15 protein-coding genes are annotated in these 14,126 nt (G+C 75.5%); 9 read left to right on the forward strand and 6 right to left on the reverse strand.

Features of this window, described 5'->3' with window-relative positions; genetic code table 11:
* Positions 1-12 precede the first annotated feature (12 nt).
* The 8 genes from J5Y05_RS27935 (at position 13) to J5Y05_RS27970 (ending at position 9,420) form a co-directional block, all read left to right on the forward strand.
* Positions 13-1,545, forward strand: a complete 1,533-nt coding sequence (locus J5Y05_RS27935) for a S8 family peptidase (protein ID WP_210876022.1) — start codon at positions 13-15, stop codon at positions 1,543-1,545.
* Between the two features lie 125 nt (positions 1,546-1,670).
* Positions 1,671-3,200, forward strand: a complete 1,530-nt coding sequence (locus J5Y05_RS27940) for a S8 family peptidase (RefSeq protein ID WP_210876024.1) — start codon at positions 1,671-1,673, stop codon at positions 3,198-3,200.
* Between the two features lie 67 nt (positions 3,201-3,267).
* Entirely contained in the window at positions 3,268-4,665 is a 1,398-nt protein-coding gene (locus J5Y05_RS27945) for a CoA transferase (protein WP_210876026.1), read from the forward strand.
* Between the two features lie 299 nt (positions 4,666-4,964).
* On the forward strand, positions 4,965-5,978 hold the full coding sequence (locus J5Y05_RS27950; RefSeq protein ID WP_210876028.1) for a CopD family protein: 1,014 nt from the start codon (positions 4,965-4,967) through the stop codon (positions 5,976-5,978).
* A gap of 414 nt (positions 5,979-6,392) precedes the next feature.
* On the forward strand, positions 6,393-7,379 hold the full coding sequence (locus J5Y05_RS27955) for a DEDDh family exonuclease (protein ID WP_210876030.1): 987 nt from the start codon (positions 6,393-6,395) through the stop codon (positions 7,377-7,379).
* A gap of 78 nt (positions 7,380-7,457) precedes the next feature.
* Entirely contained in the window at positions 7,458-7,691 is a 234-nt protein-coding gene (locus tag J5Y05_RS27960) for a metallothionein (protein WP_210876031.1), read from the forward strand.
* A 93-nt stretch (positions 7,692-7,784) separates the two neighbouring features.
* The gene (locus tag J5Y05_RS27965) at positions 7,785-8,582 is read left to right on the forward strand and encodes an SURF1 family cytochrome oxidase biogenesis protein (protein WP_210876033.1); all 798 of its coding nucleotides are present in this window, start codon (positions 7,785-7,787) and stop codon (positions 8,580-8,582) included.
* Between the two features lie 82 nt (positions 8,583-8,664).
* Positions 8,665-9,420, forward strand: coding sequence for an SDR family oxidoreductase (locus tag J5Y05_RS27970; protein ID WP_210876035.1), 756 nt, complete (start codon positions 8,665-8,667; stop codon positions 9,418-9,420).
* A 164-nt stretch (positions 9,421-9,584) separates the two neighbouring features.
* Here the strand turns inward: J5Y05_RS27970 and amaP are convergent, their stop codons facing one another.
* The 5 genes from amaP to J5Y05_RS27995 are packed head-to-tail and all read right to left on the reverse strand — an operon-like array spanning position 9,585 to position 11,859.
* A complete protein-coding gene (gene amaP / locus J5Y05_RS27975) occupies positions 9,585-10,172 on the reverse strand; it encodes an alkaline shock response membrane anchor protein AmaP (protein ID WP_210876037.1) in 588 nt (195 codons plus the stop codon).
* Complete coding sequence (locus J5Y05_RS27980) at positions 10,169-10,822, reverse strand: DUF6286 domain-containing protein (RefSeq protein WP_210876039.1); 654 nt, start codon at positions 10,820-10,822, stop codon at positions 10,169-10,171. The genes amaP and J5Y05_RS27980 overlap by 4 nt, the downstream gene beginning before the upstream one ends.
* Positions 10,819-11,202 (reverse strand): Asp23/Gls24 family envelope stress response protein, encoded by a 384-nt coding sequence (locus J5Y05_RS27985; protein WP_210876041.1) that lies wholly within the window; start codon positions 11,200-11,202, stop codon positions 10,819-10,821. Before J5Y05_RS27985 ends, J5Y05_RS27980 begins: the two co-directional genes overlap by 4 nt.
* A complete protein-coding gene (locus J5Y05_RS27990) occupies positions 11,199-11,384 on the reverse strand; it encodes a hypothetical protein (RefSeq protein ID WP_210876043.1) in 186 nt (61 codons plus the stop codon). Before J5Y05_RS27990 ends, J5Y05_RS27985 begins: the two co-directional genes overlap by 4 nt.
* A 28-nt stretch (positions 11,385-11,412) precedes the next feature.
* Positions 11,413-11,859 carry an Asp23/Gls24 family envelope stress response protein gene (locus tag J5Y05_RS27995; RefSeq protein WP_210876044.1) on the reverse strand — a complete coding sequence of 149 codons (447 nt, stop codon included), beginning with the start codon at positions 11,857-11,859 and terminating at the stop codon, positions 11,413-11,415.
* Between the two features lie 86 nt (positions 11,860-11,945).
* Here J5Y05_RS27995 and J5Y05_RS28000 point away from each other — a divergent pair, with 86 nt between their 5' ends.
* Positions 11,946-12,839, forward strand: coding sequence for a nucleopolyhedrovirus P10 family protein (locus tag J5Y05_RS28000; RefSeq protein WP_210876046.1), 894 nt, complete (start codon positions 11,946-11,948; stop codon positions 12,837-12,839).
* Between the two features lie 393 nt (positions 12,840-13,232).
* Here J5Y05_RS28000 and J5Y05_RS28005 read toward each other — a convergent pair whose 3' ends face one another.
* Positions 13,233-14,036 carry an enoyl-CoA hydratase/isomerase family protein gene (locus J5Y05_RS28005; protein ID WP_210876048.1) on the reverse strand — a complete coding sequence of 268 codons (804 nt, stop codon included), beginning with the start codon at positions 14,034-14,036 and terminating at the stop codon, positions 13,233-13,235.
* Positions 14,037-14,126: the final 90 nt, after the last annotated feature.

Raw genomic sequence — 14,126 nt, forward strand, 5'->3', positions numbered from 1 at the left:
TGTGGAGACCCCATGGTTCATCTGCGTTCCAGACGCCGGCTTGCCCTCGCCGTGCCCGTCGCGCTCTCCCTGACCGTGTCGCTCGGCTTCCTGCCCGCGACCGCGTCGGCGGCCCCGGACGGACGGGCCGCCGCGCGGACCGCCGCGGACGCGCCGGCCCTGGCGTACGTCGTCAACACGAAGACGGACCGCGCCACGCTCACCTCCGTGCGGCGCGCGATCACCCGGGCCGGCGGCACGGTGGTCGAGACGCACGAGAAGATCGGCGTGTTCGTCGTGCACGCCTCCGACCCGGGGTTCGCCTCGGCGATGCGCTCGGTGCGCGGCGTGCAGTCGGCGGGCGCCACCCGCACCGCGCCGCTGGCCCCCGCGGGCACCACCGAGGAGGGCTCGGTGGAGATGCTCTCCGCCGAGCAGGCCGAGCGGACGGCGCGCGCCTCCGCCGCCCGGGGGGCCGGGGAGCCCCTGGAGGCGGACCAGTGGGACCTGCGCGCGATAGGCGCCGACAAGGCCGCGAAGATCAACCCGGGCAGTCCCAAGGTCACCGTCGCCGTGATCGACACCGGCGTCGACGACACCCACCCGGACCTCGCCCCGAACTTCTCCGCCCGCCAGTCCGCCAACTGCGTGGGCGGCACGGCGGACACCAGTCCGGGCGCCTGGCGCCCGTACACCTCCGGCGACTACCACGGCACGCACGTCGCCGGGGAGATAGCCGCGGCCCGCAACGGGATAGGCGTCGCCGGGGTCGCCCCCGGTGTCAAGGTCGCCGGCATCAAGGTGAGCGACCCGGACAACGGCCTCTTCTACGCGGAGAACGTCGTCTGCGCCTTCGTGTTCGCCGCCGACCACGGCGTGCAGATCACCAACAACAGCTATTACGTGGACCCGTGGATGTACAACTGCATGGACGACCCCGACCAGCGGGCGATCGTCGACGCGGTGAACCGGGCCCAGCTCTACGCCCAGCGCAAGGGCACCCTGCACTTCGCCTCGGCGGGCAACTCCAACCACGACCTGGCCTCGCGCGCCATCGTGGACGGCTCCAGCCCCAACGACACCACGCCGGTGCCGCGCACCATCGACCCGCGCACCTGCCTCGACCTGCCCACCCAGCTCCCGGGCGTCGTGACGGTGAGCGCGACGGGCGTGCAGAACCTCAAGTCGTACTACTCGTCCTACGGCAAGAACGTCATCGACGTCGCCGCGCCCGGCGGTGACCGGCTCTACCAGATTCCCGACACGCCGTCGAAGGACGGCCGCGTCCTGTCGACGATGCCGAACAACCAGTACGCCTACCTCCAGGGCACCTCGATGGCCTCGCCGCACGCCGCGGGCGTCGCCGCGCTGCTCAAGTCGAAGCACCCGCGCGCCACTCCGGCCCAGTTGCGGGCGCTGCTGAAGGCACAGGCCGTCAACCCGGGCTGCCCGGCCTCCTACGACCAGAACGGCGACGGCACGCCGGACGCCCTCTGCGAGGGCGGCAAGCGGGTCAACGGCTTCTACGGCCACGGCATCGTCGACGCGCTGCGCGCGGTGAAGTGACCGGCGCCCGCCGCGCGCCCCTCCCCCGCCCCTCGCGTGCCGCCGGTGCCACGCGCACCTTCCGCACCCTCCGTACCTTCCGGCCGCCGCACACCGGCCGTCCGAACGAACTGGAGTCATCGCCCATGACCGTGACCACCCCGCGCCACCGCCGCGCCATCGCCATCCCGGCCGGCATGGCCCTCGCCACCGCCCTGGCCTTCCTGCCCAACGTGCAGGCCGCCGCCGCGGAACCGGCCCCGACCGCCGTCACCGCGGACGCCGACGCGTACAGCTACGTCGTCAACGTCAAGTCCGGCACGGCCCCCTCGGCTCAGGTGAAGAAGGCGATAGCCAAGGCGGGCGGCACGATCGTCACGTCGTACGACCGGATCGGCGTGGTCGTCGTCCACTCCACCGCCCCGGACTTCGCCGCGTCGGTGCGCAGGACGCCCGGTGTCCACTCGGCCGGCGCCACCCGCACCGCCCCGCTGCCCTCGGCCGCCACCACCGACGTGGGCACGCCCAAGGTGCTCACCCTGGAGGAGGTCGCCGCCGCCGAGGCCGCCGTCCAGGCCGACGGCAAGGACCCGCTGGAGTCCCTCCAGTGGGACCTGCCCGCCATCAAGGCCGACAAGGCGCACCAGAAGTCGCTGGGCAGCAGCAAGGTGACGGTCGCCGTGATCGACACCGGCGTCGACGACACCCACCCCGACCTCGCGCCCAACTTCGACCGCCGCGCCTCGGTCAACTGCGTCGCGGGCAAGCCCGACACCAGCGAGGGCGCCTGGCGTCCGGGCGCCGGCGAGAGCCCGCACGGCACCCACGTGGCCGGCGAGATCGCCGCCGCCAAGAACGGCATCGGCATGACCGGGGTGGCGCCGGGTGTGAAGGTCGCCGGCATCAAGGTGTCCAACCCGGACGGCTACTTCTACGCCGAGGCCGTGGTGTGCGGCTTCATGTGGGCGGCCGACCACGGCGTCGACGTGACCAACAACAGCTACTACGTGGACCCGTGGTACTTCAACTGCACCGACGACGCCGACCAGAAGGCGCTCGTCGAGGCCGTCACCCGGGCCACCCGCTACGCGGAGAAGAAGGGCGCGGTGAACGTCGCCGCGGCCGGCAACGAGAACTACGACCTGGCCTCCAAGCGCCTCTCCGACTCGTCCTCCCCCAACGACGGCACCCCCGGCGACCGGGTGATCGACACCTCGAAGTGCTACGACATCCCGACCCAGCTCCCGGGTGTCGTCACGGTCGCCTCGACCGGCGCCAAGGGCATCAAGTCGTCCTTCTCCAACCACGGTCTGGGCGTCATCGACATCGCCGCGCCCGGCGGCGACTCGACGGCCTACCAGACGCCCGCCCCGCCGGCCACCAGCGGCCTCATCCTGGGCACCCTGCCCGGCGGCTCCTGGGGCTACATGGCGGGCACCTCCATGGCCGCGCCGCACGTCGCGGGCGTCGCCGCGCTGATCAAGTCGAAGCACCCGTACGCCCCGCCGGCCCTGGTCAAGGCCCTGCTGTACGCGCAGGCCGACCCGATGCCGTGCACCAAGCCGTACGACATCAACGGCGACGGCAAGGTGGACGCGGTGTGCCAGGGCACCAAGAACCTCAACGGGTTCTACGGCTGGGGCATGGCGGACGCGCTGGACGCCGTCACCCGCTAGGCACCCCCCGCGGGCCGGGCCGGCCGGTCGCCCGCGGGCCTGCCGGCCCGGCCCGCATAGTTCTCCCATGGAAGACATCGCGTACGTGTGGTCCGCGCTGGGCGGCGACCCGGCCCTGACGTCCCGCGTGTCGGCCGTCGAGCGCCCCGGCGCGCTCGACGCCCGGCTTCCGGTACGACGGACGGCGCGGGCCTGCGTCGCCGCCTGCGCGCTGGCCGCCGCCGAACTGGCGGCGGCACGGGCCGGCTCGGGACCGGTCCCGGCGGTACGGGTGGACGACGGGGCCGTCGCCGCCGCCTTCACCGGCGAACGGCTGCTGCGCGTCGACGGCCGGGAACCGGTGGCGTTCGCGCCGCTGTCGCGGCTGTGGCGGACGGCGGACGGATGGCTGCGCACCCACGCCAACTACCCGCACCACCGGGAGCGGTTGCTGCGCGTGCTGGAGGTGGACCCGGACCCGGACGCGGTGGCCTCCGCGCTCGCCGGACGGTCCGCGCCCGACGTCGAGGAGGCCGTGTCCGCGGCCGGCGGACTCGCGGTCGCCCTGCGCACCCCGGACCGGTGGGCGGCGTCCGCGCAGGGCGCGGCGGTGGCCCGCCTTCCTCTGGTCGAGCGCGGCACGCCGGACCCGGCCCCCGCGCCCGTCACCCCGCCGGGCTCGTCCCCGTCACTGCCGGCCGCCGGGGTACGCGTCCTGGACCTCACCCGGGTCCTCGCCGGACCGGTCGCCACCCGCACCCTCGCCCTGCTCGGCGCGGACGTGCTGCGCCTGGAACCGCCCGGCCTGCCGGAACTCGCCGACCTGCACGCCGAGACCGGCTTCGGGAAGCGGTCGGCGGTGCTGGACCTCGGCGCCGACCGGGACGTCTTCGAGGAGCTGCTCGCCTCGGCGGACGTCGTCGTCACCGGGTACCGGCCCGGCGCCCTCGACCGGTTCGGGCTCTCGCCCCGGGCACTGGCGGAGCGCCGGCCCGGTCTGGTCGTGGCGCGGCTGACGGCCTGGGGGCCGGAGGGGCCGTGGGCCGGGCGGCGCGGTTTCGACAGCCTGGTGCAGGTGGCCACCGGGATCGCCCACGTCGAGGGCGCCGCCGGGCGGCCGGGGGCGCTGCCGGCGCAGGCCCTGGACCACGGCTCGGGCTACCTGCTGGCGGCGGGTGTGCTGCGGGCGCTGACCGAGCGGATGCGCGAGGGCGGGAGCCGGACGGTGCGCGTGTCGCTGGCGCGGACGGCGGCCTGGCTGCTGGGCGGCGACCCGGCGGGCGGCACGGAGGGCAGTACCGAGGACGGGGGCGCGCGCCGGTCCGAGGGCGGCGCGTACACCGGGCCGGAGCGGTGGCTCGCCGAGCGGGACAGCCGGCTCGGGCGGCTGCGGTACGCCCTGCCCGCGGTCTCCTTCACGGGCGGCCCGACGGACTGGCCCCGGCCACCGGGCCCGGCGGGGGCGGACACGGCGGGGTGGGGGTAGGGGGTTGTCGGGGGCGGTGGCGGGTGTCGGGGGCGTGGGGGGCCTCGGTGGGGGGTGTCGGGGTCGTGGGGGGCGGCCTCGGTGGGGCCGTCAGGGTCGTAAGGCGGCGCGGCCTCGGTGGTCGCGGTGGGTGGGGCGTAACGGGGTAGCGGGCGGGGCCGGACGGGCTCATGTGGCGGGCGGGGGCCGGGACATGGGCAGGGACGGCGGCCGGAAACCGTCGCCATGGGCGGAATGATGGACCGCCCCGTGTTTTCCTGGGCTTGCCCGGTTCTGGGAGAGCTGGTGAAGATCTCGGGGTGACCTTGACAAGACCCACGTCCCCGTCGGCCCGCTCCGCTCGCCATGCCCGGCCCTCCTCCTCCGGCGCCGGCCGGGCCGTCGCGCTCCTCGTCCTCGTGGCGCTCGGCGCGCTCATACCCGTGCTCGGTCCCGCCCCCGCGCTGAGCGGCACCGGGGAGTCCACCGCCCCCGGCACCGGGGGCATAGCCCTGCTGCGGACGGTGCTCTTCGCCGCGCTGGCCGTACCCGTCGGCGAACTGTTCATCGACCGCATGGCCCGCGTCCTGCCGGGCGCTCCGCCGGACCGGCCCCGGAGTTGGTCCGTCCCCGCGGCGGCGGCCGGCCTCGTCGCCGCGCTGGGCCTCGCCTCCGTCGTCGCCACCGGCAACCTGGTCCCGGGCGGCATCGCCGAGATCGACGTGGGCGGCCTCTACGCCTCCCGCGACGGCCGGCTCGCGCTGCTGGAGATCAACGCGTTCCTCGCGGCCGGGCTCTGCGCCCTCTCCGGCCGGCCCCGCACCCAGGTCTGGCCGCTGGCCGTCGTGGTGGTCGCCGAGGCGCTGCGCGCGCACCCCACCACCGAGCAGACGCCGCTGATCGGCTCCGGCCTGACCGTCGTCCACCTGGTCTGCGCCTCGCTGTGGGTCGGCGGACTGGTCCACGCCCTGCGGACGATGCGGCGGTGGCGCGACTCGCCGGCCGGCGCCGCGCTGCTCGGCCGCTACGCGCGCGTGGCGGCGGTGCTGCTCGCCGGTGTCACGGCGACGGGCCTGTGCAGTTCGCTGCGCCGGATGCCCGCCGGCACGATCCTGGAGCAGTTGACGGAGACGGCCTACGGGCGCGTGCTGCTCGCCAAGGTGATCCTCATGGTGGCGGTCGCCGCGCTCGCCCTGTGGGCCCGGGTCCGGCTGAGCCGCGCCGAGGACCCCCTGACCGCCTCCTCCCCCGCCCGCGCCGAGGTCGTCCTCCTGGGTCTGGTGGTGGCCGTATCAGGGCTCCTGACGGCGCTTCCGCTGCCGATCCGGTGGTGACGGGGGCCGGTACGGCGCCGGTCCGCCCGATGCCGTGCGGGGGCGCGTCCCGGCCGGCACGCCCCAGCCCGGCGGCGCCGCGCCGCCGGTGACACGCCGTGGGCGACGCTCCCGTGCCGCACGGCACCGCCCCGGCGTGTCCCCCGACACGCCGAGCACCCCCGCACCGGACCCCACGGCGGCACGTGAACGGCACGGGCGTGCCGGCCCCGTCGCCCCGTCGCCCGGGAGCCGTCAAGGGCGCTTGCCGCGTCCTCGCACACCCGCCGCCCCTCCCCCGCGCCCGAACGGCCGGACGGACCGGGTCACAACGCCGGTGCCCAGGCGGGAAACTGACGGGGCGGCGCGGCGGACCGCTGCCGGAGGGGACCTGCGGGGCCCGCCTGCCGGAGAGGGCCCGTATCCTCATTGACCATGCTCGAAGACCGTACGACCGCAGCCTCCTCGGCCACGCCGTGGCCGGCCGCGTATCCGCAGGGGTACGCGGTCGTCGACGTGGAGACCACCGGCCTGGCCCGCGACGACCGCATCATCTCGGCCGCCGTCTACCGGCTGGACGCGCGCGGTGAGGTCGAGGACCACTGGTACACGCTGGTCAACCCCCAGCGCGACCCCGGCCCGGTGTGGATACACGGGCTCACCAGTGACGTGCTCGGCGACGCGCCCCTCTTCGGGGACGTCGCCGGGGAGTTCGCGGAGCGGCTCGACGGCCGGGTCCTGGTCGCGCACAACGCGGTCTTCGACTGGCAGATGATCGCCCGGGAGTACGCCCGCGCCCGCAGCGAGCCGCCCGTGCGCCAGCGGCTGTGCACCATCGCGCTCTCCAAGGAGCTGGGCCTGCCGCTGCCCAACCACAAGCTGGAGTCGCTCGCCGCCCACTTCGGCGTCGTCCAGCAGCGCGCGCACCACGCCCTCGACGACGCCCGGGTGCTGGCGGAGGCGTTCCGGCCGAGCCTGCTGGCCGCGGCGGTGAGCGGGGTACGGCTGCCGCTGCACGAGTGCCGGCCGCTGACGGAGTGGTCGGACCGGCCCTCCCCGCGCATCGGCCGGCAGGGCGGCTACGGCGGGTCCGCGCAGAGCGGCTGGCGCCCCTCACGCAAGCGGCCGGCCTGCCCGTACCCCAACCCGGGCCGGTACGAACCAGGCAAACCTCTCAAGCAGGGCATGCGGGTGGCCTTTTCGGGTGACACGTCCGTCGAGCGGGAGCTGCTGGAGGACCGGGCGGTGGACGCCGGGCTGCACATCGCCACCAGCCTCTCCCGGCTGACCAGCCTCCTCGTCACCAACGACCCGGACTCGGGCACGTCCAAGACGGTCAAGGCCCGGCAGTTCGGCACCCCGGTGGTGGACGAGGCCGCCTTCGGACAGCTCCTGGCCGACGTCGAGCCCGCCGGCGGGTAGCCGTACGGACGGGTGATTCCCGGCGACCCGCCCCGCGACCGCTCGCCCGCGCCGGGGCGACGGCGCACCCTGTCACCCATGGCGACATGTGAGGTCTGCGGAAACACCTACGGAATGACCTTCGAGGTCCACGCCCAGGGATCGGTGCACGTCTTCGACTGCTTCTCCTGCGCGATCCACCGGATGGCCCCGGTCTGCGAGCACTGCCGGGTGCAGATCATCGGCCAGGGCGTCGAGGCCGACGGCCACTTCTACTGCGGCGCCCACTGCGCCCGCGCCGAGGGGAGGGTGGGCATCGTCGACAGGGTGTGACCCGTGCGCGGGGCCGGCCGGGCGGACTTCCCCCGGCCCCGCCGCCGGACCCTCCGCGAAGGAGGGGGACGCCCGCGTTGTACCGTTCGTGGCGTGTACCGCTTCCTGTTGTCCCGCCAGTGGGTGATCCTCACCCTCGTGGCGCTCGCGCTCATCCCGACGATGATCGAGCTGGGCTTCTGGCAGCTACACCGCCACGAGCACAAGGTCACGCTGAACGAGGCGATCGCGCGGTCCCTGGCGGCGGAGCCCGTCCCGGCGGAGTCCCTGACCTCGCCGGGGGCGAAGATCCCGGCCGAGCACCGCTACCGCCGCGTGACGGCGACGGGCCGCTTCGACACCGCCGACGAGGTGGTCGTGCGGCGCCGCACCAACGCGGACGACAAGATCGGCTACCACGTCCTCACCCCCTTCGTCCTGGACGACGGCAAGGTGCTCGTGGTCAACCGGGGCTGGGTCCCGGCGGACGGCCCGAGCCAGTTCGCGTTCCCCGAGGTCCCCGCGCCGCCCGAGGGCGAGATCACCGTCACCGGCCGGCTGATGCCCGACGAGACCACCGCGTCCAGCGGCATCAAGAACGTCGACGGCCTGCCGGACCGCCAGGTCATGCTGATCAACAGCGCCCACGAGGCCGAGCGCCTCGGCAGGCAGGTCCTCGGCGGCTACGTCGAACTCACCTCGCCCGAGCCCGAGGGCCGCACCCCGCAGCAGATCACCGCCCCGAACCACGGCGACATCGGCCCCCACATGGCGTACGCCATCCAGTGGTGGCTGTTCTGCGCGGGCGTCCCGGTCGGCTGGGTCGTCCTGGTCCGCCGCGAGGTCCGGGACCGCTCGGCCGCCGCCGCCCGGGAGACCTCCGGCGCGGCGCCCGAGACGGCCGGGGTCTGACCCCGCCGGCCCGGCCGCCCAGCGGCCCCGCTCTCCCGTACCGCCCTCGCCCCAGCCGGGCGCGAGGAGGCAGGATAGGGCCATGGATCTTGGACTGAAGGACCGGGTGTACGTCGTCACGGGGGCCACCCGCGGCCTGGGCAACGCCGTCGCGCGCGAGCTGGTCGCCGACGGGGCGAAGGTGGTCATGACGGGGCGGGACGAGGAGAGCGCCGCGCGGGCGGCGTCCGCCCTGGGTCCGGGGGCCGTCGGCGTGGCCGCGGACAACGCCGACCCCGCCACCGCCGAACGGCTGATCACGGCCGCGCGGGAGCGCTTCGGGCGTTTCGACGGCGTACTGATCAGCGTGGGCGGGCCGCCGCCCGGGTTCGTCGCCGACACCACGGACGAGCAGTGGCAGACGGCGTTCGAGTCGGTGTTCCTCGGCGCGGTGCGGCTGGCCCGCACGGCGGCGGCCGGGCTGGAGGACGGCGGCGTCATCGGCTTCGTGCTCTCCGGTTCGGTGTACGAGCCCCTCCCCGGCCTGACCATCTCCAACGGGCTCCGGCCGGGGCTCGCGGGCTTCGCCAAGTCCCTCGCCGACGAGCTGGGCCCGCGCGGCATCCGGGTCGTGGGCGTGCTCCCGGGCCGCATCGACACCGACCGGGTACGCGAGCTGGACGCCCTGTCCGCCGATCCGGAGGCGACCAGGGCGGCGGCCGAGTCCCGCATCCCGCTGCGCCGCTACGGCGCCCCGGAGGAGTTCGGCCGCACGGCGGCGTTCCTGCTGTCGCCGGCCGCCTCGTACCTGACCGGGGTGATGGTCCCGGTGGACGGCGGCGTCCGCCACGGCTTCTAGCCGGCCGGAACGGGCATTCAGCGGGTCCCCGCCGGTCCCGGTGGTCCGGTACGGACCTGGTCGGACCTCAGCCGACCTCGGCGGGCCCCTCCGGTCCAGGCCCCGCAAGGGCCCCGGCGGAGGCCCGGCTCGGCTTGGCCGACCGCCCGGCGGTCCGGGCGGTCTCAGTTCACCCGTTCGGCGCCGTGCTTGACGCCCCGCAGACGTACCTCCGCCGGGAGGGAGTCGAGGCCCGCCGAGTCGCGGGCATGTGCGAGCGGGCCGGTGGTGAGGTCGTCCAGCGCGGTCCCCGGGTCCACGTGCGGGGCCAGCAGCAGCCGGAGCCGGGCGCGCGGGGCGCCGCGCCGGCCGAGGAGACGGGCGCGGGCCCGCTCCACCCCGTCGACGCGGCCGGCCTCCTCGGCGAGCCCGTCCTCCAGGGCCCGGCCGCGGACCACGGCGCCCTCGCCGTCGCCCGAGTCGATCAGGACCTCCGCGAGCCGGCGGCGGCGCAGCACCGACACCAGCCACCACAGGGCGAGCAGCAGCAGGAGGGCGAGGGCGGCGATGACCACCGGCCACCACCAGCCGGCGTCCCGCCACCGGGTCCGCTCGGCGTCGCTGAGCAGTACGTCGTGCGGGCCCTGGTGCACCCACCAGGACGGCGGCGACACGTCGTAGCCGACGGCGAGCACGGAGCCGCCGAGGGCGATCAGGATCAGGCCGACGAGGGCCAGCAGCACCCGGTTGACGGTTCTGAGCACCGCCCTCACCCCTTCCGTCCCGGCCGCGCGACCCGTACCGCCACGGCGGGCGTGCGGGCCAGTCCCAGTCCCCGGGCCGCGTCGTCGAGGACGCCGGCCAGATCGCCGCGCACCTCGTCCACCTCCCTGAAGTGCGACACCGCCCGCACCTTCGCCTTGCGGCGTCGCACCCGCACCCGTGCCGACTGCACCCCGGGAACCTCCACGGCCCGGTCGCGCAGCACGGTCTCGGCGGCCCGCCGGTCCAGTACGGCGCGGACGTCCGGATGGGTGCGCCGCATCGGCAGCAGCGCCCGCAGTCCCGGGGTGAGAGCGAGGGCGAGCAGCCACAGTCCGAGGGCGGCGGCGACGCCCGCGCCGATCAGCACCCAGATGTCGTCCAGGTGCCGGTGGGCGAGCTGGTCGGCCAGCTCCCGGCGCCAGTACATCCCCCGCCGGCCGGCGCGGACGGAGACGATGTCGTAGAGGAAGAGGCCCGCGAGGCCCAGCAGGACCAGGGCGACGAGGCCGGCGGGGAAGCGGCGGGCCGACCAGAGGCGTCCGGCCCGGCCGCCGCCGTCGGCGGGGGGCGGCGCGGGCTCGGGGCCCTCCTTCTCCAGGACGGGCATCGAGCGGGTGGCACCCTCGTGCTCGGGCTCGTGCTCGTGGCGTTCGCTCATCGCGTCCTCCGCTGGGCCCCGCCGTACCGCACCGGCGGGTGCAGCCGTTCCACCTGGACGGCGACCTCCGGCACCGCCATCCCCACGTAGCCGCTCACCCGCTGGACGACCTGGTGCCGGACCCGTCCGCAGCGGGCGCCGAGGTCGCTCGGGTAGTCCAGTTCGAGGTGGACGCGGATGCGGGCGGTGTCGTGGTGGACGACGACGGTGGCATGCGGGCGTTCCGCGTCGGGCGGGAGCGGGCCGACCGCCTCCCGCGCCGCCTGGGCGGCGATCTTGGCGACGACCCGGTCGGCGATCCGGGTGGCGCCGCGCTCGCCCGGCGGCACGGCGGACGGGCTCTCGGCCTGGTCACCGGCCCCACTGCTCACGCCGGTCACCGGCGCCGGTCGTCGCGGCTGCGGAAGAAGTCGCCGAGTTCCATGTCCCCTTCCAGGAACCGCCCGGCGATGAAGCCGACGGCGCCCAGGGCAGCCACCAGCAGAAAGGCGCCGAACCCGCCGAAGTACCCGGCGAACCCCAGTGCCATGCCGGCGATCATGCCGACCACGGCCATGCTCATGGTGTGCTCCCCTCAGGTCCGCGCCCGGTCACTGGATGCGCGGCTCCGGTTCCTCGTCCTCCTCGTCGGGCAGCTTCACGTCGCTGACCGCGATGTTGACCTCGACGACTTCGAGACCGGTCATCCGCTCAACCGCCGCCACCACGTTCTCCCGCACGTCGCGGGCGACGTCGGAGATCGACACGCCGTATTCGATGACGATCTCCAGATCGAGGGCGGTCTGCTTCTCGCCGACCTCGGCCTTCACCCCGCGCGTCACGGACTTGGCGCCGCCGGGGACCTTCTCCCGCACGGCTCCGAAGGTCCGCGACAGTCCGCTGCCCATGGCGTGCACGCCGTCGACATCGCGTGCGGCCATTCCGGTGATCTTCTCCACCACTCCGTCGGCGATGGTGGTCCGGCCCCGGGTGCCGGGGTCGCCGCCGCCGCGCCGACCGACCTGCTTGGCCGCGCTCTCGGCCATCGTCTCGCTCATGGTCGTACGTCCCTTCGGTCGTCCTCCTGTGACCACCGTAAGCAGGGTTCCCCGATCCCGCGCCGCGGATACGGCAGGGTGGAGGAATGACGACGGCGCAACGGTGGACGCGGACGGTACGGGAGCAGTTGGGGCACGGCAGGTTCCTGCCCCTGGGAGGTCCGCTCGACGGTGTGTGGATCACCGAACGGGCGGCGCGGGGCGTGCTGCTGGCGGCGGCCGGGGAGGTGCCCGGCGCGCGGCCGGGGACGCTGCGCGTGGGGCCGGCCGAGGAGGGGGACGTGCGAGAGCCGGTCGTCCCGGCGCCGCCGAGCGGGCTGCCGCCCGGTCCGCTGCGGGTGACGGCCGACTTCGCGGCGACGGCGGCGCGTCCGCTGCCGGAGACGGCGGACCGGCTGCGCCAGGCGCTGGCCGCGGCGGCCGGTCGGTTCGGGCTGGCGGTGACGGAGGTGGACCTGCGGGCGACGGACCTGCTGGACCCGTCGGACGAAGGGCGGCCCGGGGAGCCTGGGGAGCCCGGGGAGGGCGTCGGAAGCGGGCGAGGCGGAGCGCCGGGGGACGGGCGGGCGGGCGCGGGAAGCGGGGAGGCGGGGGCGGCGGACGGGCGGCCGGAGAACACCGGATCGGACGCGTCCGTACGGGCGACGGGCGGGCCGGCGCGGGGCCCGCGGACACCGGGGACCGATGGCCCCGCCTCCCCGGGGAGCGCGGACGTCCCGGCAACGGACGAGGAACGGGTGGCCGGGGTCGTGCTCGGCGTGGCCGGGGTGGACCGGCTGACGGGTACGCTCGGCCGCGCCGTGCACCTCTCCGAGTCCGCGCCGGGGCCGGCGGCCCTGGCACGGCGGCACGTCCGGGTGGAGTTGGCGGTCGGCGCGGATCACCCGCCGCTGGAGGTGGCCCTGCGGGTGCGCGCCGCGGTGTCGGACGCGCTGCCGGACCACCCGACGGTGGCCGTACTGGTGACGGCGGTCGGCTGAGCACGCCGGGGCGCCCGCCGACCGCCCGCTCCTGACGAGCCGGTGACCGGATGCCCGTCACTCGCCGAGGACCGGGCCCCTCGGATCAGGCACCGCCCGCCACCACCGCCCGCCACCTGCCCAGCACCGACGGCACGCCGATCAGGCACCGGTCACGCACCCAGTACCGGCGGCCCTGGGATCAGGCACCGGTCACCCGCCCAGTACCGGCGGCCCTCGGACCAGGCACCGGTCACTCGCCGAGGACCGACGGCCCCTCGGATCAAGCGCCGGCCCTCACCCAGCCAGCACCAGCGACACACGGATCAGGCGCCCATAACGCACCCGGGACCGACGGCCCCTCGGATCGGCCACCCGTCACGCACCCGGGACCGACGCCCCCGTCGGGCCGCGTCACTCGCCGAGGCCCGCCAGGTCGCGTAGGCGGCGGGCCTGGGCGGCGCGCTCGGCGGCCCGCTGGGCGTCGTAGTCCCGGTCACGGGCGCCCTGGAGCAGCGCCTTGGTCTCGACGACGGCGTCGCGCGGCGCGGACAGCACCGCCGCGGCGAGGTCCTGGACGGCGCCGTCGAGCTGGTCGGCGGGCACGGCGACGTTGGCCAGGCCCGTGGTGACGGCCTCCTCGGCCGGGACGAAGCGCCCCGTGAGGCAGATCTCCAGCGCGCGGGCGTACCCGACGAGGCCCACCAGGGGGTGGGTGCCCGTGAGGTCCGGCACCAGGCCGAGGCTGGTCTCGCGCATGGCGAACTGCGCGTCCTCGGCGACGACCCGCAGGTCGCAGGCGAGGGCGAGCTGGAAACCGGCCCCGATGGCGTGCCCCTGGACGGCGGCGATCGACACGATGTCGCTCCGCCGCCACCAGGTGAACGCCCCCTGGTACAGGGCGATGGTCGCGTCCAGCTCGGCGTCGGCCTCGCGCGCGAGGCTGAGGAACGACAGCTCGCCGTCGAAGCCCTCCGGCGTGAACGCCTTCCGGTCGAGCCCCGCCGAGAAGGACTTCCCCTCGGCGCGCAGCACGACGATCCGGACGGAACCCGGCAGCAGCCGGCCGGCCTCGATCAGCGCCCGCCACAGGGCGGGGCCCTGCACGTTGCGCTTGGCCGGGTTGGTCAGCGTCACCGTGGCGATGGCGTCGTCGACGGTGAGCCGCACGCCGTCCCGGTCGAGAACGGGACCGTGATCGTGGGCGGGCGTGGCCATGGGGCGCCTCCGAGGGGTGCGGTCGTCGTCCCTGCCGGGCGCGTGTTCCGCGCGACGGCAGAGCTAAGTGACTGCACAGTAACCACCCGG

Source organism: Streptomyces tagetis, from assembly GCF_018069565.1.
GTDB lineage: Bacteria > Actinomycetota > Actinomycetes > Streptomycetales > Streptomycetaceae > Streptomyces > Streptomyces tagetis.